General features: G+C 74.0%; 21 protein-coding genes and 1 riboswitch. Of the genes, 8 read left to right on the top strand and 13 right to left on the bottom strand.

Going from position 1 to position 18,603, the window contains the following annotated elements:
* The first annotated feature begins 32 nt into the window (after nt 1-32).
* The 4 genes from ABC138_RS03575 to ABC138_RS03560 all read left to right on the top strand — a co-directional run bounded on the left by ABC138_RS03575 (nt 33) and on the right by ABC138_RS03560 (nt 3,652).
* Nucleotides 33-1,553, top strand: a complete 1,521-nt coding sequence (locus ABC138_RS03575) for a molybdopterin-dependent oxidoreductase (RefSeq protein WP_345912773.1) — start codon at nt 33-35, stop codon at nt 1,551-1,553.
* Nucleotides 1,554-1,620: 67 nt separating this feature from the next.
* Nucleotides 1,621-2,283: a fasciclin domain-containing protein gene (locus ABC138_RS03570; protein ID WP_218005543.1), complete on the top strand. Its 663-nt coding sequence runs from the start codon at nt 1,621-1,623 to the stop codon at nt 2,281-2,283.
* Between the two features lie 23 nt (nt 2,284-2,306).
* Entirely contained in the window at nt 2,307-2,924 is a 618-nt protein-coding gene (sigK, locus tag ABC138_RS03565) for an ECF RNA polymerase sigma factor SigK (protein ID WP_255218221.1), read from the top strand.
* Nucleotides 2,921-3,652, top strand: a complete 732-nt coding sequence (locus ABC138_RS03560) for an anti-sigma factor (protein ID WP_345912772.1) — start codon at nt 2,921-2,923, stop codon at nt 3,650-3,652. Before sigK ends, ABC138_RS03560 begins: the two co-directional genes overlap by 4 nt.
* An 18-nt stretch (nt 3,653-3,670) precedes the next feature.
* On the opposite strand, the gene ABC138_RS03555 is transcribed toward ABC138_RS03560, so the two are convergent.
* Complete coding sequence (locus tag ABC138_RS03555) at nt 3,671-4,450, bottom strand: methyltransferase domain-containing protein (protein WP_345912771.1); 780 nt, start codon at nt 4,448-4,450, stop codon at nt 3,671-3,673.
* Nucleotides 4,447-6,066, bottom strand: a complete 1,620-nt coding sequence (locus ABC138_RS03550; protein WP_345912770.1) for a hypothetical protein — start codon at nt 6,064-6,066, stop codon at nt 4,447-4,449. The genes ABC138_RS03555 and ABC138_RS03550 overlap by 4 nt, the downstream gene beginning before the upstream one ends.
* A 159-nt stretch (nt 6,067-6,225) precedes the next feature.
* On the opposite strand from ABC138_RS03550, the gene ABC138_RS03545 reads away from it, so the two are divergent.
* Entirely contained in the window at nt 6,226-6,621 is a 396-nt protein-coding gene (locus ABC138_RS03545) for a hypothetical protein (RefSeq protein ID WP_345912769.1), read from the top strand.
* 8 nt (nt 6,622-6,629) lie between these two features.
* On the opposite strand, the gene ABC138_RS03540 is transcribed toward ABC138_RS03545, so the two are convergent.
* Together ABC138_RS03540 and ABC138_RS03535 are read right to left on the bottom strand one after the other, a co-directional pair.
* Nucleotides 6,630-7,328 carry a zf-HC2 domain-containing protein gene (locus tag ABC138_RS03540; RefSeq protein ID WP_345912767.1) on the bottom strand — a complete coding sequence of 233 codons (699 nt, stop codon included), beginning with the start codon at nt 7,326-7,328 and terminating at the stop codon, nt 6,630-6,632.
* Nucleotides 7,325-7,837, bottom strand: a complete 513-nt coding sequence (locus tag ABC138_RS03535; protein WP_338537710.1) for a sigma-70 family RNA polymerase sigma factor — start codon at nt 7,835-7,837, stop codon at nt 7,325-7,327. The genes ABC138_RS03540 and ABC138_RS03535 overlap by 4 nt, the downstream gene beginning before the upstream one ends.
* 212 nt (nt 7,838-8,049) lie before the next feature.
* Between ABC138_RS03535 and ABC138_RS03530 the strand changes: the two genes are divergently transcribed.
* Complete coding sequence (locus ABC138_RS03530; RefSeq protein ID WP_068321847.1) at nt 8,050-9,045, top strand: malate dehydrogenase; 996 nt, start codon at nt 8,050-8,052, stop codon at nt 9,043-9,045.
* Nucleotides 9,046-9,118: 73 nt separating this feature from the next.
* Here the strand turns inward: ABC138_RS03530 and ABC138_RS03525 are convergent, their stop codons facing one another.
* The 5 genes from ABC138_RS03525 to ABC138_RS03505 all read right to left on the bottom strand — a co-directional run bounded on the left by ABC138_RS03525 (nt 9,119) and on the right by ABC138_RS03505 (nt 13,839).
* On the bottom strand, nt 9,119-9,439 hold the full coding sequence (locus tag ABC138_RS03525; RefSeq protein ID WP_068321844.1) for a DUF3017 domain-containing protein: 321 nt from the start codon (nt 9,437-9,439) through the stop codon (nt 9,119-9,121).
* Entirely contained in the window at nt 9,436-10,296 is an 861-nt protein-coding gene (locus tag ABC138_RS03520; protein ID WP_068321841.1) for a bifunctional methylenetetrahydrofolate dehydrogenase/methenyltetrahydrofolate cyclohydrolase, read from the bottom strand. The genes ABC138_RS03525 and ABC138_RS03520 overlap by 4 nt, the downstream gene beginning before the upstream one ends.
* 29 nt (nt 10,297-10,325) lie before the next feature.
* Nucleotides 10,326-11,924, bottom strand: a complete 1,599-nt coding sequence (purH, locus tag ABC138_RS03515; RefSeq protein WP_345912765.1) for a bifunctional phosphoribosylaminoimidazolecarboxamide formyltransferase/IMP cyclohydrolase — start codon at nt 11,922-11,924, stop codon at nt 10,326-10,328.
* A gap of 134 nt (nt 11,925-12,058) precedes the next feature.
* Nucleotides 12,059-12,661 carry a phosphoribosylglycinamide formyltransferase gene (gene purN, locus ABC138_RS03510; protein WP_345912764.1) on the bottom strand — a complete coding sequence of 201 codons (603 nt, stop codon included), beginning with the start codon at nt 12,659-12,661 and terminating at the stop codon, nt 12,059-12,061.
* A 23-nt stretch (nt 12,662-12,684) separates the two neighbouring features.
* Complete coding sequence (locus tag ABC138_RS03505; protein WP_345912789.1) at nt 12,685-13,839, bottom strand: DUF6350 family protein; 1,155 nt, start codon at nt 13,837-13,839, stop codon at nt 12,685-12,687.
* A gap of 134 nt (nt 13,840-13,973) precedes the next feature.
* Here ABC138_RS03505 and ABC138_RS03500 point away from each other — a divergent pair, with 134 nt between their 5' ends.
* Nucleotides 13,974-14,480: a SigE family RNA polymerase sigma factor gene (locus ABC138_RS03500; protein ID WP_345912763.1), complete on the top strand. Its 507-nt coding sequence runs from the start codon at nt 13,974-13,976 to the stop codon at nt 14,478-14,480.
* Nucleotides 14,473-14,808, top strand: coding sequence for a hypothetical protein (locus ABC138_RS03495; protein ID WP_345912762.1), 336 nt, complete (start codon nt 14,473-14,475; stop codon nt 14,806-14,808). The genes ABC138_RS03500 and ABC138_RS03495 overlap by 8 nt, the downstream gene beginning before the upstream one ends.
* 54 nt (nt 14,809-14,862) lie before the next feature.
* On the opposite strand, the gene ribH is transcribed toward ABC138_RS03495, so the two are convergent.
* From ribH to ribD, 4 genes are read right to left on the bottom strand one after another with little or no spacing between them, the layout of a single operon-like run.
* Entirely contained in the window at nt 14,863-15,333 is a 471-nt protein-coding gene (ribH, locus tag ABC138_RS03490) for a 6,7-dimethyl-8-ribityllumazine synthase (RefSeq protein ID WP_345912761.1), read from the bottom strand.
* Entirely contained in the window at nt 15,330-16,574 is a 1,245-nt protein-coding gene (locus tag ABC138_RS03485; RefSeq protein ID WP_345912759.1) for a bifunctional 3,4-dihydroxy-2-butanone-4-phosphate synthase/GTP cyclohydrolase II, read from the bottom strand. Before ABC138_RS03485 ends, ribH begins: the two co-directional genes overlap by 4 nt.
* Complete coding sequence (locus ABC138_RS03480; RefSeq protein WP_345912758.1) at nt 16,571-17,182, bottom strand: riboflavin synthase; 612 nt, start codon at nt 17,180-17,182, stop codon at nt 16,571-16,573. The genes ABC138_RS03485 and ABC138_RS03480 overlap by 4 nt, the downstream gene beginning before the upstream one ends.
* Nucleotides 17,182-18,273: a bifunctional diaminohydroxyphosphoribosylaminopyrimidine deaminase/5-amino-6-(5-phosphoribosylamino)uracil reductase RibD gene (ribD, locus tag ABC138_RS03475; RefSeq protein ID WP_068321812.1), complete on the bottom strand. Its 1,092-nt coding sequence runs from the start codon at nt 18,271-18,273 to the stop codon at nt 17,182-17,184. The genes ABC138_RS03480 and ribD overlap by 1 nt, the downstream gene beginning before the upstream one ends.
* A gap of 140 nt (nt 18,274-18,413) precedes the next feature.
* A riboswitch (FMN riboswitch) is annotated at nt 18,414-18,547 on the bottom strand.
* Nucleotides 18,548-18,603: the final 56 nt, after the last annotated feature.

Genomic DNA, 18,603 nt, shown 5'->3' with positions numbered 1-18,603 from the left:
TCCACCGGAGGATCGGCTCCGAACCCCGTGGCATGAAGACCTGGATCCTGCCCGCGACCTGCGGCGTGGCAGCCGCCGCCCTCGGGACCGCCGCCGCCCACCTCGTCGCGGCGCTGGTCTCGCCCCCTGCCTCACCCGTCCTCGCCGTGGGCAGCCAGGTCATCGATGCCACGCCCACCCCCGTCAAGGAGTGGGCGGTCTCGACCTTCGGCACCGCGGACAAGCCGGTGCTCATCGGCTCGGTCGCGCTCGTCACCCTGCTGCTCGCAGCGGTGGCCGGTGCGGTCCGACCGCGCTCGCGCCTGCTCTCGACGCTGCTGCTCCTGCTGCTCACGGGGCTGGCGGGCGCGGCTGCGGTCCTGCGCCCCACCGCCGACGCGCTGGCCTGGCTGCCCGCAGTCGTCGCGGCCGTGGTCGGCGTGCTCGCCCTGGACCTCCTCGTGGCCAGGGTGCTGCCCGCGGGAGCGGCCCACGCGGGCCCCGCGCAGCCGACCCGCCGCTCGGTCGTCGCCCTCGGCGGCACGGGTGTCGCGGCGGTCGCCCTCGGGGCCTCCGGGCAGGCGCTCGTCGCGCGCGCCACGCCGCCGACCCTCGCCCTGCCGGACCCGACGCGTCCCCTCGCCCCGCTGCCCGCGGGCGTGGAGGTCGGCACGCCGGGGATCTCCCCCTTCGTCACGCCGAACGCGCAGTTCTACCGGATCGACACCGCACTGCTCGCGCCGAACGTCGACCCGGGCGACTGGTCTCTGACGATCGACGGCGATGTGCCGGACGGGTTCACGATGGACATCGGGGAGCTGCTCGCGACGCCCATGATCGAGCGTGACATCACGCTCAACTGCGTCTCCAACGAGGTCGGCGGCCCCTACATCGGCACTGCCCGCTGGCTCGGCGTGCCCACCCGCGAGCTCCTCGCGCGCGCCGGCCTCGACGTCGACCCGAAGGACCCGGACCTGCAGGTCCTGTCGACGTCGACCGACGGCATGACGATCTCCACGCCCCTGTCCGCGCTGCTCGACGACCGCGACGCGCTCGTCGCGGTCGGGATGAACGGCTCGCCGCTGCCCCGCGAGCACGGCTTCCCCGCACGGCTGGTCACGCCCGGGCTCTACGGGTTCGTCGGCGCGACCAAGTGGCTCACGAGGATGACCGTCACCCGCTACGACCGGGCGAGCACCTACTGGACCGACCGCGACTGGGCCACCGACGGCCGGGTCAGGACGCAGGCGCGCGTCGACACACCCCGGGCGCTGCGACGCATCGCCCCCGGTCGCACCGTCATCGGTGGCGTCGCCTGGGCCCAGGGGCGCGGCATCACCCGGGTGGACGTGCGCGTCGACGACGGCGAGTGGCGGCGCGCCACCCTCGGCGCCGAGGCCAACGTCGACTGCTGGCGGCAGTGGTTCCTCCCGTGGGACGCCACCCCCGGCCGGCACGACATCACCGTGCGCGCGACCGACGGGACGGGCGAGGTGCAGACGCAGCAGGATGCCACCCCCTTCCCCTCCGGGGCCACGGGCTGGCACTCGATCGCGGTCACGGTCACCGACTGAACCATCCGGGAACGCGACGGCTCCGAACCCTTGTCGCACAGTCAATCCCGACGCCCTGGAGGCCGACATGTTCCGCATGACCACCACCCGCACCGCCGCTGCCCTCGCCGCGATCACCCTCCCCTTCGCCCTCACCGCCTGCGGTGGCGACTCCGCCGGGTCGGGGGCCTCCTCGAGCGCCAGCTCCGCGAGCAGCTCCGAGTCCATGGGCTCCGACGACTCGATGACCTCCTCGGGCGGGGCCACCGAGGCATCCGCTCCCTTCGGCGAGGGCTGCCAGGCCGTCCCCACGAGCGGCAAGGGCTCCTTCGACGGCATGGCCAAGGACCCGGTCGCCACCGCTGCGAGCAACAACCCGGCCCTGAAGACCCTCGTCAAGGCGGTCACGGAGGCCGACCTGGCCAAGACGCTCAACTCCTCGAAGGACATCACCGTCTTCGCGCCGACCGACGACGCCTTCGCCGCGATGGACAAGGCGACGCTGGACAAGGCGATGGGCGACCCCAAGGGCCTGCTCACCACGGTCCTGACGCACCACGTCGTCGACGGCCGCCTCGCCCCCGAGGACCTCGCGGGCACCCACGAGACCCTCGCCGGGGACAAGATCACGGTCGAGGGTTCCGGCGAGGACTTCACCGTCGGCGAGGCCGAGGTCGTGTGCGGCGACGTGCAGACCGCCAACGCGACCGTCTACATCATCGACTCGGTCCTCATGCCGACCGCCAAGTGATCTGATAGACCACGATGGACCTCGTGCCCCCTCCCCACCAGCAGGACCCCCCGGACGCCCTCACCGGCGCCCAGGGGGAGCCTGCCGGCGGTGTCGGCGACCCGCTCGCCCAACGCCTCAAGCAGGTGGCGAAGGGGGACGAGGCGGCCTTCGCGGCGGTGTACGACGAGACCGCACCGCGGCTGCACGGACTCGTCCTGCGGGTCCTGCGCAACCCCGCGCAGTCCGAGGAGGTCACGCAGGAGGTCTTCCTCGAGGTCTGGCGCCGGGCCAGCCACTTCGACCCGCGCAAGGGGTCGGCGATCGGCTGGATGCTGACCATGGCCCACCGCAGGGCCATCGACCGGGTGCGCTCGAGCCAGGCGGCCGTCACCCGTGACGACACCTGGCACGCGCGCACCCGTGAGGTCGACTTCGACACCACCGCCGAGCTGGCGACCGCCCGCATCGAGGCCAGACGGGTGCGCTCCGCGCTCGACGGGCTGACCGCGGCGCAACGGGAGGCGGTGAGCCTCGCCTACCTGGGCGGCTACACCCACACCGAGGTGGCCGGCCTCCTCGACCTGCCGCTCGGCACCGCCAAGACACGCATCCGCGACGGACTCATCCGCCTGAGGGACCAGTTGGGAGTGACACCATGAGCGAAGACCTGCACAGCCTCTCCGGGGCCTACGTCCTCGACGCCCTCGACGACGGGGAACGAGCCGACTTCGAGCAGCACCTCGCGCGGTGCTCGACCTGCCGCGACGAGGTGGACTCCTTCCGCCTGGTCACACCGCTGCTCGCGGAGACGGTCGCCGTCACCCCGCCGCCCGCGCTGCGCGCCGACGTGCTGGCCGCGGTCCGCACCACCCGGCAGGACCCGCCACCGGTGCCCGGGCCGGAGCCCGCGGCCGAGGCCGAGGCCGAGCAGGCGACCGTGACTCCCCTGCGTCAGCGGGTGCGGCGACGCTGGGTCGCCCTCGCCGCGGCCGCCGCCCTCGTCGTCGGCGGTGGCGCCACCTGGCAGGTGGTCGAGCGCACGAGCCAGAGCCTGACCGAGCAGGTCGTGGCTGCGGACGACGCCCACAGCTGGTCCGCGACGACGGCAGACGGTGGCACCGTCAGGATCACCCGCTCCGAGGACATGGACCGGGCCGTGCTGCGCGTCGAGGGCCTCTCCGCGCCCGGCGAGGGCCGGGCCTACCAGGCCTGGCTGCAGGACGCCTCGGGCGAGATGACCTCCGCCGGGATGGTGCCCGGCACCGACGGCGAGATGCTCCTCGAAGGGGATGTCTCGACAGCCGCGGGGGTGGGCCTGACCATGGAGCCGGCCGGTGGGTCGAGGCAGCCGACGAGCGACCCGGTGGCACTCGTCGAGCTCGGCTGACCCCGGGATCCGCCGGCGTCACCAGAGGCGCTGGGCGCGCACCCGCTCGGCGACGACGCAGTACTTGCGGATCCGACTGGAGGCGAGACACTCGGCCCAGAGCCGGTGCCCCGCGACGATGTCGCGACGCGCGCCCGCACCGACCACCGCGTCGAGACGGGGTGCCCAGCGCTCGTAGGACGCGGCGAGCGCCAGCGCCACGCGCGCGTGGTCGAGGCTGCGGTCGGTGCGGGCGACCAGCCGCAGCCCGGCTGCCTCGAGGTCGGCCCGCAGCTGCGCGAAGGGGGTCGGCCACACGGTGTCCGACCCCGGCATCACCGCGCGCTCCGCAGGGCCCAGCGGGTCCCCTGCCTCGACGGTCAGGGCGCACCGGCCGCCCGGCTCGAGGGCGGCCGCGATGCGGACCAGCAGCGTCGCCTTGTCCCGGAAGGCGAGCAGGGTCTCGAGCAGCAGCACGACCTCGAAGGTGCCCGGCGGCAGCGGCGGCACCCGGCCCACGACGAACCGGGCCCCCACCTCCAGCTCGCTCGCCCTCCGACGTGCCGTCGCGATCGCGTCCGCGTCGGCGTCGACCCCGAGGTAGTCGCACCCGAGCACCCCGGTGACCCACAGACCGGGCCCGGCGAGGCCGCAGCACAGGTCGAGCACCCGAACGCCCGGGGCGACCCGCGCCCGGGAGGCGAGCCAACCCACCTCCGACGCCGAGACGAAGCTCTGCTGGCCGACGAACTCCCCCGGCGCGAACCCCTCGCGTCGAGCCTGCCAGAGCACCCGCTCCGGGGTGGCCGGCGCGGTCATCGGGTGCTCTGCGACGTGAGGAAGCGGTCGCGGAAGTCGGCCATCGGCCACACCGGGGCACCGCGGTCCGGGACCAGGCCCGGGGTCCACCCCCACGCGGCGATGCGGTCGACCACCGTCCGGTCGCGGGCGACCACGCTCACCGGGACGTCGCGGTTGCCTCCGTGCCCGCTCACCACGGACGCCGGTTGGTGGTCCCCCAGCAGGACCACGACGAGATCCTCGTCGTCGTGGGCCCGGAGCAGGTCCAGGACGCTCGTCAGCGAGTAGGCGATGGACTGCCGGTAGGCCGCCGGCACGTCCTCGCGATGGCGCAGGAGCTGCGCCGGGCCCACCGCGCGGGCCGCCATGTCGTCGTAGACCGACCCGTCACCGAGGTCGGTCGGGTCGACGCGCGTGGGCAGCGGCGCCCACGGGCCGTGGCTCGAGGTGAGCTCGATCTGGGCCACGACGGGCGCACGGCGGGAAGGGGTGAGCTCACGTCGACCGAACTCGGTGAGGGCGAACTGGTCCGGCACCTTCGAGAAGCCGAAACGGGGACCCGCGTAGCCGAGGTCGTGGGTGCCGTAGACGCGGTCGAAGTCGTAGAACCGCTGCCCCTGCGGCCACGGTCGGTCCACCGACGGCAGGAGGGCGACCGCCGTCGGGTAGGTGATCGTGTGGCACAGGGTCGGGAGGGCCCCCGAGGCGATCCGCGGCATGACCTCGGGCAGGTCGTCGAAGGAGGAGCTGCCCGTGATGATCGCGTCGAAGGCGGGGTCACGCAGCAGCTCCATCGCGAGCAGGAGCCGCTCGTGGGTCGTGCGCCCGGGACGGCGCCGCGGCGAGACGCTCCCCACCTGGCTCGCCCGGATCGACAGCCGGCGCGCGTGGAAGGCACCACCGAGCCGCAGGCCCACCTCGGTGTCGCCGTACCAGCTGACATCCAGGACGCTGCCCCCTGCGGCGAGCAGGTCGAGCGAGAGCTGCAGGCCGGCGCCGGTGGCGCTGGCGTGGACGACGAGGTCACGGTCACGCGGCGCGTCGGCGGGAAGGGAGAAGGCCGCACCGAGCGCTCGGGCCACCGGCTCCCTTCGCGGATCGAGGTCGACGACAGTCACCTCGGCGCCGGGGGTGCCCACGAGCAGCCGGGTGATGCACAGGCCGACCATGCCGGCGCCCACGACGACCACCCGCTCCCCCACCAGTGGGGTGGCGTCCCACAGGGCGTTGACGGCCGTCTCGACGGTCCCGGCGAGGACGGCCCGGTCATCGGGCACCTCGTCGGGCACCGGGACGACCGCGCCGACGGGGACGACGTAGGCCGTCTGGTGAGGGTGCAGGCAGAAGACCCGACGACCCCGTAGGTCGTGCGGTCCCTCCTCGACGACGCCGACGCTCAGGTAGCCGTACTTCACCGGTCCGGGGAAGTCCCCTGCCTGGAAGGGGGCCCGCATCACCGCGTACTGGTCGGGGGGGACGCCACCGCGGTGGACGAGGGCCTCGGTGCCCCGGCTGACCCCGGAGCGCACGGTGCGCACCCGGACCTCACCGGGACCGGGGGCGCCCAGGACGACCGGCCGGATCTCCCCGGACCCGGGGGCACGCAGCCAGTAGGCCCGGTCCGGGCCGCTCACCGCCCCACCTCGCGACGTCCTCGCACGGTAGAGACACGGGTCGCGTGGCTCGATGGTTCATCCGCCCTCGTGCCCACCTGGGCCCTTGAACCGCAGGGCCGCCGCGTCCGTGATCAGGTCAGGGGTGATGGCGGTGTCACCCGGAGATGGAGGAGCACCATGCGCACCCGACTCATCACGGCAGCGGCAGCCCTCGTCTCAGCAGGGGTGCACCTTGCCCTCTGGGGCGTCGAGGGGTACCGGGACCTGGACGTCATCGGTCCGGCCTTCCTGCTCAACGCGATGGCGGGCGTCGTCATCGCCGGCCTCCTCATCGGGTGGCGGCACTGGGTCCCGGCCCTCCTCGTGCTGGGCTTCGGCGCGAGCACGCTGGGCGCCTTCATCACCTCCGCCACCCTCGGGCTCTTCGGGGTCCAGGAGCGGTGGACGGGTGGCTGGGTGCTCACGGCTGCGGTCGCCGAGGTCGTCTGCATCGTCGGCGGCCTGACCCTGCTGCGCCGCCACGCGCCGGCCCGTCGACCGCTCCTGCGCTCTCGCACCCTGCGGACCCACTGACGCGGGGCTCAGATCGTCAGTCGCAGGAGGGTGGTCCCGTCCTCCGAGCGCATCTCCACGCTCTCGATGTCCCCCCGTCCGGTGGCGGTGGCCGCCGACAGGTGCATCGTCCGCCCGGGCAGGCCCCGCCAGGTGGCCACCCTCTCGGTCGCCCCGCCCTCCCTCCGCACGACGAGGGCGTACTCGGGTTCGTAGGCGAGCGTGTGGCCGGCTTCCTGCTCGTAGGTGCACGTCACCTCGATCCGGGTGCCCCAGGCCACGCTCTCCAGCTGCAGGTCCGCCTCCACCGGCACGCGTCCGACGGCGGTCATCGGGAGGGAGGGCACCGGGCTGGTGGCGACGGGTGGCACCGCCACCCCCGGGTCCGGGGCGGCGCCGTCGCCGAGCGCGGCCATGCCGAGCCCCGCAGCGGAGACCGTGAGCGCGGCGACGGAGGCGGCGAGGCCGGCCACGACGACGGTGCGCCGTCGCTGCTGGTGCCGCACGTCGGCGACGAGCCTCGGCAGGAGCGTGCGCGGGACGGGGGGCACGGGCAGCAGGTCGCCGGGGCCGACCTGCGCGAGCAGGCCCGGCACGCCCGCGAGCTCGCGCACCGACCGGCTGCAGTCGTCGCACCGGGTCAGGTGCTGCTCGAACTCCTGGCGCTCGGACGGGGACAGCGCACCCAGCACGTAGGCGCCGTCGCAGCGGGCGTACTCGCAGGTCACGCGCCGACCCCCATCTCCTGCAGGGCGAGCCGCAGCGCGCGCAGGGCGTAGTGCGTCCGGGACTTGACCGTCCCCTCGGGGATCCCGAGGGTCCGCCCCGCCTCCGCGACCGACGCCCCGCGGAAGTAGCACTCCTGCAGCACGGCGCGGTGGTCAGCAGACAGGGACATGAGCGCATCGGCCACCACCCACGACAGCAGCAGCTGGTCGGTGTGGTCCCGGGCGTCCCGGGCGTCCGGCACGTCGGCCACGCTGAGCTCGCTCTGCGACCGCTTGGTCCGCCACTCGTCGATGACGATGTTGCGGGCCACGGTGAACAGCCACGCCCGCACCGACCCGTGGCTCTCGTCGAGACGAGCACGGTTGCGCCAGGCCCGGATCATCGTCTCCTGCACGACGTCCTCGGCACGCGCGTGGTCACGCCCGGTGAGGCTGAGGCAGTAGCCCCACAGGGCGGCAGCGTGCTCGTCGTGCAGCTGCTGCATGAGCGCCGTGCCGGTGTCCGTCATGAGACCTCCTGGGAGGCCGTACGCAGGGAGCCCGTCCGCGGTTCACGACCGCGGCCCACCCGCGCCCGGACCCCGAACCCTCCTCCCGCGGACGTGGCCTGTCAACGACGGCCGAGGTGGCCGGAGGGTGAACCTGCCGCACTCGCCCCGCCGCGGCGCTGCTAGCGTCGCAGGGACAGCATTTCCCTGTTTCCGCACGAAGGGGTCCACCAGTGAGCACCACTCCCGTCAAGGTCGCCGTCACCGGCGCCGCCGGCCAGATCGGCTACAGCCTGCTCTTCCGCATCGCCAGCGGATCGCTCTTCGGTCCCGAGACCCCGGTCGAGCTGCGCCTGCTCGAGATCACCCCGGCCCTGAAGGCCCTCGAGGGTGTCGTCATGGAGCTCGACGACTGCGCCTTCCCGACCCTCGCCGGTGTCGAGATCGGCGACGACGCCGACAAGGTCTTCGACGGCGTCAACCACGCCCTGCTCGTCGGCGCCCGCCCCCGCGGCCCCGGCATGGAGCGCGGTGACCTCCTGGAGGCCAACGGCGGAATCTTCGCCCCGCAGGGTGCGGCGCTGAACAAGGTCGCGGCCGACGACGTGCACGTCACGATCACGGGCAACCCGGCGAACACCAACGCGCTCATCGCGATGAACAACGCGCCCGACATCCCCAACGAGCGCTTCAGCGCGCTGACCCGTCTGGACCACAACCGGGCCATCAGCCAGCTGTCCGCCAAGCTCGGCGTGCCGGTCACCGAGATCAAGAAGATGACGATCTGGGGCAACCACTCGGCCACCCAGTACCCCGATCTATTCCACGCCGAGGTCTCCGGCAAGAACGCCGCCGAGACCGTGGGCGACCAGGAGTGGCTTGAGTCGACCTTCATCCCGACCGTCGCCAAGCGCGGTGCGGCGATCATCGAGGCCCGCGGCGCCTCCTCCGCCGCCTCCGCGGCGTCGGCGACCGTCGACCACGCCCGTGACTGGGCGCTCGGCACCCCCGAGGGCGACTGGGTGTCCATGTCGGTCTGCTCCGACGGCTCGTACGGCGTCCCCGAGGGCCTCATCTCCTCCTTCCCCGTCACCGTCAAGGACGGCAGCTGGGAGATCGTCCAGGGCCTGGAGATCGACGACTTCTCGCGCGCGAAGATCGACGCCTCGGTCGCCGAGCTGGCCGAGGAGCGCGAGGCCGTGACCAAGCTCGGCCTCATCAAGGGCTGACACCGCGCACCCCAACAAGGAGGGCCCCGCACCGGTCGGTGCGGGGCCCCCTTCGTCGTGCTGGGGACCTGCCTCAGCGGGCGGTGAGGTCCAGCGAGAAGCCCGCGACGAGGACCGCGACCGCGAGGACGACGAGCGTCACGACGTCGACGAGCGGACCGCGCACGGCGATGCCGCCGGCGCGCGAGCCCGGGAGGGTCACGCGCAGGACCGCGGCGAGCAGCAGCGAGCCCGCGCAGGCGAGCGTGGCCCGCAGCACGTGGTCGGTGAGGATGAAGAGCAGGGCGACGGCGAGGCCGCCGGCGATGAGCCACCAGGCGGCGAGCGGGCGCACGTCGAGCGCCGGTCGGGCCGGCGCCGTCGGCCGATGCTCCCGCTCGCCCGGGCCGGTCATCGCAGGGCCCGCTCCGCGGCCTCGACGACATTGGTGAGCAGCATGGCGCGGGTCATCGGGCCGACGCCGCCGGGGTTGGGGCTGACCCAGCCGGCGACCTCGGCGACGTCCGCGGCGACATCGCCGGCGACCTTGGACGTACCGTCCTCGGCGACCAGCCGGCTCACGCCGACGTCGAGCACGGCCGCACCCGGCTTGACCATGTCGGCGGTGATGATGCCCGGCACGCCGGCGGCGGCGACGACGACGTCGGCCTGGCGCACCTCGGCCGCGAGGTCGCGGGTCCCGGTGTGGCACAGGACCGTCGTCGCGTTCTCGCTGCGGCGGGTGAGGATCAGGCCGAGCGGGCGCCCCACCGTGATGCCGCGACCGACGATGACGACCCGGGCGCCGGCGATCGGCACGTCGTGCCGCCGCAGGAGCTCGATGCAACCCATCGGCGTGCACGGCAGCGGCGCCGGCTCGCCGAGGACGAGCCAGCCGAGGTTCGTCGGGTGCAGGCCGTCGACGTCCTTGGCCGGGTCGACGGCGGAGAGGATCGCGTTCTCGTCCAGGCCGGTCGGCTGCTGCACGAGGAACCCGGTGCAGGCCGGGTCCTCGTTGAGCTCGCGCACGACCGCCAGGACCTCCTCGAGCGTCGAGGTCGCCGGCAGGTCACGGCGGATGCTCGTGATGCCGATCTCTGCGCAGTCCCGGTGCTTCGCGCCCACGTACCAGCGGCTGCCCGGGTCCTCGCCCACGAGCACGGTGCCGAGCCCCGGGGTGACGCCCTGCTCCTTGAGAGCGGCCACCCGGCCGCGCAGCTCGTCCTTGATCGACGCGAGCGCCGCCTTGCCGTCGAGGATCTGTGCTGTCACGACCCCATCCTTTCGTCGGTGTCCGGTGCTCAGTGGGCGAAGTGGCGGGTGCCGGTGAAGTACATCGTGATGCCCGCGGCCTGCGCCGCGGCGACGACCTCGTCGTCACGCACGGACCCACCCGGCGCGACGACGGCGCGCACTCCCGCGTCGAGCAGGACCTGGAGCCCGTCGGCGAAGGGGAAGAAGGCGTCCGAGGCCGCGATGGCCCCCTTCGCCCGCTCCTCGCCGGCCCGGCCGACCGCGAGGTGGCACGAGTCGACCCGGTTGACCTGGCCCATGCCGATGCCCACCGAGCCGCCGTCCTTCGCGAGGAGGATCGCGTTGGACTTGGTCGCGCGCACGGCGCGCCACGCGAAGGCGAGGTCCGCGAGCGTCTGCTCGTCGGCGGCATCACCGGTCACGAGCGCCCAGGCGCGCGGGTCGTCCCCGTGCCCCTGCGTCGGCTTGTCCTCCCCCTTCGCCTCGACGACGCCGTCGATCGCGTCGCGCTGCTGCACGAGCAGGCCACCGGAGATCGGTCGGGTCTCGACGCCCCCGGGCGTGGGGGTCGCGACCTTGAGCAGGCGGCGGTTCTTCTTCTCCTTGAGGATCGTCAGGGCGTCGGGCTCGAAGTCCGGCGCCAGGACGACCTCCGAGAAGGTGTCGTTGAGGGCGGTGGCCATCGCCGCGGTGATCGGGCGGTTGCTGGCGACGATGCCGCCGTAGGCGGAGACCGGGTCGCAGGCGTGCGCCCGCTCGTAGGCGACCTCGATGCTCTCCCCCACCGCGATGCCGCACGGGTTGGCGTGCTTGATGATCGCGACGGTCGGCTGGTCGCCGTGGTCGTGCGCGGCGCGCAGCGCGGCGTCACCGTCGATGTAGTTGTTGTACGACATCTCCTTGCCGTGCAGCTGCTCGGCGCCGGCGATGCCGCCGCCGGCCTCGGTGACGTAGAGCGCGGCGGACTGGTGCGGGTTCTCTCCGTAGCGCAGGCCGGACTTCTTGGCATAGGTGCCGCCGACCCAGCCGGGGAAGGGCGTCTCGTCGCTCGGGCTGACCACCGAGCCCATCCACGAGGCGACGGCCACGTCGTAGGTGGCCGTGTGGACGAAGGCGTCGGTGGCCAGGCGCTGGCGCTGGGCGAGGGTGAAGCCGCCACCGCGCACCGCCTCGAGGACGTCACCGTAGGTCGTGGGGTCGGTGACGATCGCGACGGAGGCGTGGTTCTTGGCCGCGGCGCGCACCATGGTCGGGCCGCCGATGTCGATCTTCTCGATGCAGTCCTGCACGCCTGCACCGGAGGCGACGGTGTCGGCGAAGGGATAGAGGTTGACGACGACGAGGTCGAAGGGGGCGACTTCCAGCTCCTCGAGCTGCCGCACGTGGTCCTCGAGCCGGGTGTCGGCGAGGATGCCCGCGTGGACCCGCGGGTGGAGCGTCTTGACCCGGCCGTCGAGGCACTCGGGGAAGCCGGTGAGGTCCTCGACCTTGGTCACCGGCAGGCCGAGACCGGCGATCGTGGCGGCCGAGCCGCCGGTCGACACGAGCTCGACGCCCGCGTCGGCGAGACCCCGGACGAGGTCCTCGAGGCCGGTCTTGTCGTAGACGGAGACGAGGGCACGGCGGACGGGACGGCGTTCTGACACGAGTACTCCTGGAAGGTCGCTTGCATCTGCAGATGGGCGCACCCAGGCGGGCGATGCACCTCGACTTCGTCACTCCCCGGTGGTGATCCACCTTCGCCAGTCGTGTGCCCCCAGTCTACGAGAGGTCGCGCGACTCAGCGCACCCCGCCGAGGAGGACCCGGCGACCCTCGACCCGCCAGCCACCAGTGGCCATCGCGGCGACGACGTCGACGAGCATCTCGCGCTCGACAGCCTTGATCCGCTCGTGCAGCGACTCCTCGGTGTCGTCAGCGGAGATCGCCACGGTCCGCTGCTCGATGATCGGGCCGGTGTCGACGCCGGCGTCGACGAGGTGGGCAGTCGAGCCGGTGACGGTGACGCCGTACGCCAGCGCGTCCCGGACGCCGTGGGCGCCGGGGAAGGCCGGCAGCAGCGCCGGGTGGGTGTTGAGGAAGGTGCCGCTCGCGAGGGCCCGCGGCCCGAGGATCTTCATGAAGCCGGCCGTGACGACGAGGTCGGGCTCGTGCCGGGCGATGTCGGCCGCGAGCGCCGCGTCCCAGGCCTCCCGGTCGGGGTGGTCCGCGACCCGCTCGACGAAGGTCTGCACGCCCGCCGCCGCGGCCCGCTCCAGGCCCACGCACTCCCGGTCGGCGCCGACCGCGACGACCTGCGCGGGCAGGTCGGGGGCGTCGAGCAGGGCCTGCAGCAGGGTCCCCGAGCCGGATACGAGGACGACGAGACGAAGGGGGGCGCTCACCCGCCGCAGTCTAGGTCGAGCGCTCAGCGGCGCAAGACCCACCACTCGCGCGCCAGGACGATGAAGGCCCCGATGCCGAGCTCGAGCACGAGCACCCCGCCGAGCGCCGGCGCCCGGGCGCCGAGGTCGGCCAGGCGCAGGGCACCCAGCGAGCCGCCGGCGAGGGCGTCGAGCAGGACGACGAGGAGTGCGGCCACACCGACCGCGACCGACAAGACGGCGAGCTTGGTCTGGGTCGGGGCCAGCCGCGGCACCCACTGCAGCGCCTCACGGCCGAGCCAGGCGCCGGCGAGGACCGGCAGGAGGACGAGCAGGTGGGTCACCCAGGGCAGGTCGCCCGGCTGGGGCTGCGCGGCGAGGACGGGCACCATCGGCAGCAGGCCGGACTCCGCCCCCGACCACGTCGTCATCGCACCGCCCGCGGTCGAGAAGCCCGGACCGGCGGCGAAGGACAGCGCCCAGATCCCGAGGTTGGGCAGGAGCATCAGCTGCAGGAGCACCAGGAGCGTCCCGCCGAAGACCCCCGCGTCGAGGCCAGCGTGCAGGTGCGCCACCCGGCCGAGGTGCACGGCCGTCGCGACGAGGACCAGTGCGGAGCCGAGGAGGACGAGGAGGGCGGCCCCCTTCGCCCCCGGCACGACGCCGCGACGCAGCGAGGTCGGCGCCCGCTCCCACACCCGCGCGGCCTCCTCGGGCAGCCCGTGCGCGAGGACCAGGCCGAGCGCGGGGAGGACGACGAGCGGGAGGAGCACGCTGGGGACCACAGGTCCGGCCGGCGACAGCAGACCGAGGAGGGAGACGAGCAGGCCGACACCGGCGTAACCGCCGAGCCAGGCGCCCTGGAGCGCCCGCGACGGCTCCTGCGGCAGGCCGCGCCGGGCACCGGCCCGGGCCAGGAGGAGCAGCAGGAGGGTCCCGACGAGGGGCGTCATGGCGAGCGTGCCGTCGCCGAGGTGCAGCCGCGCCCCACCGAGGACCAGCCACAGGAGGCTGCCCGATCCGAGGGCGTCGCCGACGCCGGCGGAGGCACGGGGCACCGCCAGGGCGCCGAGCAGGACGAGGACGACGGGCACGAGCCACCCAGCGAGCGCCGTCAGCGCACCGGCGGCCGCGGCCGCCACCTCGGGCCGCCTGCGAGTAGCGTCTTCTCCCGTCGTGGCCGACCGGATGAGTTCCATCACCGTCACGGCCCCATCGTCACCGACGGGGGACGGCTGGTGGTGGAGGCCAGCCGGGGAGGACCAAAAGAAGTGGGAAAGGACCACGCACCCGCGGGGCAACCGCATCGCCGGCACACGCGTCTGGAGAGGTGATGGAGGGAGGTCGGGCATCAGCCGAGGACGAGTTCGACGAGTTCTACCGGGCGACCGCACCGCGCGTGGTGCACCTGGTGTACGCCGCGACGGGCGACCTGGAGCTCGCGCGCGACTCCACCCAGGAGGCCTTCGCCCGCGCGTGGCAGCGCTGGGACCAGGTGCGGACCGCGGACGAGCCGGGCGCGTGGGTCCGGACGGTGGCTCGCCGGATCGCCATCTCGACATGGCGCAAGGACTCCAACCGCACCAGGGCGATGGAGCGGCGCGGCGAGGACGCCCGACCGGCCGCGCCGACGGTGGACCGGGTCGCGGTCGTCGCCGCCCTGCGCACCCTCGGCCCCGACGTGCGCGAGACCCTGGCCCTGTACTACCTCGCCGACCTGTCGGTCGACGAGATCTCCCGGCAGACGGGCATCCCGTCGGGGACCATCAAGGCACGGCTGCACCGCGGCCGTGCCCAGCTGGCCACGGCCCTCGCCGACACGGAGGCCCACGATGACTGACCGTCACGACACCCCGCGCGGCCCCGACGACGACGAGCTCGTGCGTGCCGCCCTCATGGAGCTCATGGACGACGTGGGCGCGCACCCGCTGCCCGAGCCGTCGGCCGTGCGGGCCCGCGCCGAGGTCGACGGGGCGAGCTTCACGCCCGACGACATGCGCCACCTCGCCCGAGCCGTCCTCGGGGAGGTCGACCTCACGCAGGAGCCCCGTCCGCCGGCCACCCCCTCCTCGGCCGCGACGGGCGCAGCCGCGGACCACCCGGGCAGAACAACGCCGACCCGGGAGCAGGGGGGATCGACCGGGTCGGCGCTGTGGGAGACAGGCTAAGCCCGTCAGGTCGTCCGCGTCACCAGTGGGCCGGACCGGGGGCCGTGTCGTGCATCACGCCCGCAGGCCGGCGAGCAGGGCGGCCGTGGCGACGGCGGCCTCTGCGGCCTCGCGGCCCTTGTCCTCCCGGGATCCCGGCAGGCCGGCCCGGTCGAGTGCCTGGGCGTCGTCGTCGCAGGTGAGCAGGCCGAAGCCGATGGGCGTACCCGAGTCGAGCGCCACCCGGGAGAGCCCGTCCGTCGCCGCGGCGCACACGTAGTCGAAGTGCGGTGTGCCGCCACGGATCACGACGCCGAGGGCGACGACCGCGTCGTGCGTCCCGACCAGCTCGGCCGCGACGAGCGGCAGCTCGAAACTGCCCGGGACGCGCACGAGCATCGGCTCGATACCCGCCTCCGCGAGCGCTGCCCGCGCGCCACCGACGAGACCGTCCATGACCTGCGTGTGCCAGCTCGAGGCGACGACCGCCACGCGCAGGTCGCCGGCCGCGGCGATGTCGATCCTCGGTGCTCCGTGCCCGCTCATCGGGTGCTCCCTTCGTCCGTGTCCGGCAGCCACGGGAGGTCGTGGCCCATCCGGTCGCGCTTGGTGCGCAGGTAGTGCAGGTTGTCACTCGTGACGCCCGCCGGCAGCGGGTCGCGACCGGCGACGGTGATGCCGAGCGCCTGGAGGGCGTCGACCTTGGCCGGGTTGTTGCTCAGCAGCCGCACCGTCGTGACGCCGAGCCGGCGCAGCACCTGGGCGGCGTGGGTGTAGTCCCGTGCGTCGACCGGCAACCCCAGGTCCGCGTTGGCGTCGACGGTGTCGGCACCACGGTCCTGGGCGGCGTACGCCCGCAGCTTGTCGACGAGGCCGATGCCCCTGCCCTCGTGCCCGCGCACGTAGACGATGACGCCGGAGCCGGCCGAGACGACGGCCGCCATGGCCGCCTGGAGCTGCGGTCCGCAGTCGCAGCGCAACGAGCCGAAGACGTCCCCGGTGAGGCACTCGCTGTGCACCCGCACGAGCGGCGTGCCCCGGCCGATGTCGCCGTGGACGAGCGCCATGTGCTCGGAGCCGTCGACGGCGCTGCAGTAGCCGTGCGCGACGAACTCGCCGTGGGAGGTCGGCAGCCGGGTCGAGACGACGTGCTCGATGAGCGCCTCGGAGCGGCGGCGCAGGTCGACGAGGTCGGCGATGCTCACGAGCGGCCAGCCGCGCTCGTCGGCGAGGCGGCGCAGCCCGGGCAGCCGCGACATCGAGCCGTCCTCCTCGACGACCTCGCAGATGACGCCGGCGGGCGCCCGTCCGGCGAGCCGGCAGAGGTCGACCGCCGCCTCGGTGTGGCCGCGGCGCACGAGCACGCCCCCGTCCCGGGCGCGCAGCGGGAAGACGTGCCCGGGCCGCGCGAGGTCCCCGCGACCGGTGCTCGGGTCCGCGAGCAGCCGCGCCGTGCGGGCGCGGTCGGCGGCGCTGATGCCGGTGGTCACGCCGGTCCGCGCGTCGACGGAGACCGAGTAGGCCGTCCCCTTGGAGTCCTCGTTGATCGCGGTCATCGGCGGCAGCGCGAGCCGGTCGAGCTCGGCACCGGTCATCGCGACGCAGATCACCCCGCTGCCCAGGCGCACCGTGAGGCCCATGAGCTCGTCGGTCGCGGCGTCGGCCGCGAAGATGATGTCGCCCTCGTTCTCCCGGTCCGCGTCGTCGACGACGAGCACCGGGCGGCCGGCCGCGATCGCCTCGATCGCGGTCTCGATCGGGTCGAGCAGGTCGTCGTCGTGGGTCATCGCGGGTCCTTCGGGTCGAGTGCGAGCATGCGCTGCACGTACTTGCCGAGGATGTCCACCTCGACGTTGACGCGGTCGCCGACTCCCTTGCGTCCCAAGGTCGTCAGCTCCATCGTCGTGGGGATGAGGGCCACCTCGACGTGGTCGTCCCCGGCGACGGTCAGGGTGAGGCTCACGCCGTCGAGGCAGATCGAGCCCTTCTCGACGACGAAGGGGGCCAGCCCGGGGTCGATCGCCAGGCGCACCTCCTCCCACCGGTCGCCCGGGCGGCGCTGGGTGATCGTCGCGGTCCCGTCGACGTGCCCCTGCACGAGGTGGCCGTCGAGGCGGGCGCCGAGCACCATGGCCCGCTCGAGATTGACCACGTCGCCGACGGCGAGGTCGCCGAGGACGGTGCGGCGCAGGCTCTCGGCCATGACGTCGAAGGTGACCTCACCCCCCTTCGCCTCCGTGTCGGTGACGGTGAGGCAGGCGCCGTTGACGGCGATGGAGGCCCCGTGCGGTGCGTCGGTCGTCGTGACCTGCCCTCGCACGGTGATGCGGCTGGAGTCGGCCCCCTCCTCGACGGCGACGACCTCCCCCAGCTCCTCGATGATCCCGGTGAACATCAGTGGTCCCTTCTGACGGTGGCGGTGAGGGCGACGTCGTCGCCCAGCCGCTGCACGTCGGTCGTGTCGAGGCGCAGCGCGCCGGTCATGGTCGTGATGCCCGCGTCGGCGAGGACCGAGGTCCCGGCGCCGAGCAGGGCGGGGGCGATGTGGGCGACGACCTCGTCGACGAGGTCGTGCGCGATGCAGGTTGCGGCGAGGCGCGCGCCGCCCTCGAGGAGCAGTGAGCGCACCCCGCGCTCGTGCAGGGTCGTGAGGACGGCCACGACGTCGAGGCCGCGCGGGCCGCGCGGCACGGCGAGGACGTCGACGCCGGCGGCGAGCAGCCGGGAGGCGTCGGCGTCGTCCGCGACGACGACGAGGGTCGGTGCGACGTCGTCGAGCACGCGGGCGTCGAGCGGGATCCTCGCGCCGGAGTCGAGGACGACGCGCAGTGGCTGGTGGGCGCCGGGCAGGTCCCGGACGGCGAGGTGGGGGTCGTCGGCCCGCAGCGTCCCGCCCCCGACGAGGACCGCGTCGCGCTCCGCGCGCAGCCGGTGCACGGCGGCCCGCGCCTGCGGCCCGGTGATCCACCGGCTCGTCCCGTCGGCGGCGGCGGTGCGGCCGTCGAGGGTGCTCGCGAGCTTCCACGTGACGTGCGGTCGACCGGCGACCGTCGCGCGCAGCCAGGCCCGGTTGACGTGCGCGGCGGCCTCCCGACCGACTCCCTCCACGACGTCGACACCGTTGTCCCGCAACAGGTCCGCTCCCCCGCCGGCGGTGCGCGTGGGGTCGGGCACGGCGATGACGACGCTCGCGATGCCCGCCTCGAGCAGCGCGCTCGTGCACGGTCCGGTGCGGCCCGTGTGCCGGCACGGCTCGAGGGTGACGACGGCGGTGCCGCCGCGGGCGGCGTCGCCGGCGGCCCGCAGGGCGACGACCTCGGCGTGCGGTCCCCCGGCCCGCTCGTGGTGGCCCTCGCCCACGATGCGCCCGCTGGCGTCGAGCACGACGCAGCCGACGACCGGGTTGGGGCTGGTGCGACCGAGGCCGCGCGCGGCCAGCCCGACGGCTCGCGCCATCGCGGTCTCGATGATCAAGCGGTGCTGCATGTGCCTCTCCGTGGTCCGACGCGGACCACGGGGGCGAAGGGAGACACGCCCGTCGGGCGTGGCGGCGTGCGCCGGGCCACCGGCACCCCGGTGGGACCGCGCCGGGTGTGGAGGACCCACGCACGGCACGGCAGGCGACGCCGCGTGCTGCCTCCCATCCGGACTTTCACCGTCGGTCCCGGAATTTCACCGGCTCGGCCCGACCTCGGTGAGGAGGACGGGTTCGCGGACTGTCACCGCCGGCTCGGAATTGCACCGACCCCGGAGCACGCGTACGACAACTCGTACGCCGTGAAGGATACTCGCGCCCCGCCGCAGGGTCACCCGCGG

The organism is Janibacter sp. LM (genome assembly GCF_039631275.1).
GTDB lineage: Bacteria > Actinomycetota > Actinomycetes > Actinomycetales > Dermatophilaceae > Janibacter > Janibacter terrae.
This window is presented reverse-complemented; position numbering and strand designations above follow the sequence as displayed.

What these genes read in the sequence shown, in the direction of transcription:
- ABC138_RS03575 (WP_345912773.1), top strand. Translation starts at nt 33, where the DNA reads ATGAAGACCTGGATCCTGCCCGCGACCTGCGGCGTGGCAGCCGCCGCC.
- ABC138_RS03570 (WP_218005543.1), top strand. Translation starts at nt 1,621, where the DNA reads ATGTTCCGCATGACCACCACCCGCACCGCCGCTGCCCTCGCCGCGATC.
- ABC138_RS03560 (WP_345912772.1), top strand. Translation starts at nt 2,921, where the DNA reads ATGAGCGAAGACCTGCACAGCCTCTCCGGGGCCTACGTCCTCGACGCC.
- ABC138_RS03555 (WP_345912771.1), bottom strand. Translation starts at nt 4,450, where the DNA reads ATGACCGCGCCGGCCACCCCGGAGCGGGTGCTCTGGCAGGCTCGACGC.
- ABC138_RS03545 (WP_345912769.1), top strand. Translation starts at nt 6,226, where the DNA reads ATGCGCACCCGACTCATCACGGCAGCGGCAGCCCTCGTCTCAGCAGGG.
- ABC138_RS03535 (WP_338537710.1), bottom strand. Translation starts at nt 7,837, where the DNA reads ATGACGGACACCGGCACGGCGCTCATGCAGCAGCTGCACGACGAGCAC.
- ABC138_RS03525 (WP_068321844.1), bottom strand. Translation starts at nt 9,439, where the DNA reads ATGACCGGCCCGGGCGAGCGGGAGCATCGGCCGACGGCGCCGGCCCGA.
- ABC138_RS03505 (WP_345912789.1), bottom strand. Translation starts at nt 13,839, where the DNA reads ATGGAACTCATCCGGTCGGCCACGACGGGAGAAGACGCTACTCGCAGG.
- ABC138_RS03500 (WP_345912763.1), top strand. Translation starts at nt 13,974, where the DNA reads ATGGAGGGAGGTCGGGCATCAGCCGAGGACGAGTTCGACGAGTTCTAC.
- ABC138_RS03495 (WP_345912762.1), top strand. Translation starts at nt 14,473, where the DNA reads ATGACTGACCGTCACGACACCCCGCGCGGCCCCGACGACGACGAGCTC.
- ribH (WP_345912761.1), bottom strand. Translation starts at nt 15,333, where the DNA reads ATGAGCGGGCACGGAGCACCGAGGATCGACATCGCCGCGGCCGGCGAC.
- ABC138_RS03485 (WP_345912759.1), bottom strand. Translation starts at nt 16,574, where the DNA reads ATGACCCACGACGACGACCTGCTCGACCCGATCGAGACCGCGATCGAG.
- ABC138_RS03480 (WP_345912758.1), bottom strand. Translation starts at nt 17,182, where the DNA reads ATGTTCACCGGGATCATCGAGGAGCTGGGGGAGGTCGTCGCCGTCGAG.
- ribD (WP_068321812.1), bottom strand. Translation starts at nt 18,273, where the DNA reads ATGCAGCACCGCTTGATCATCGAGACCGCGATGGCGCGAGCCGTCGGG.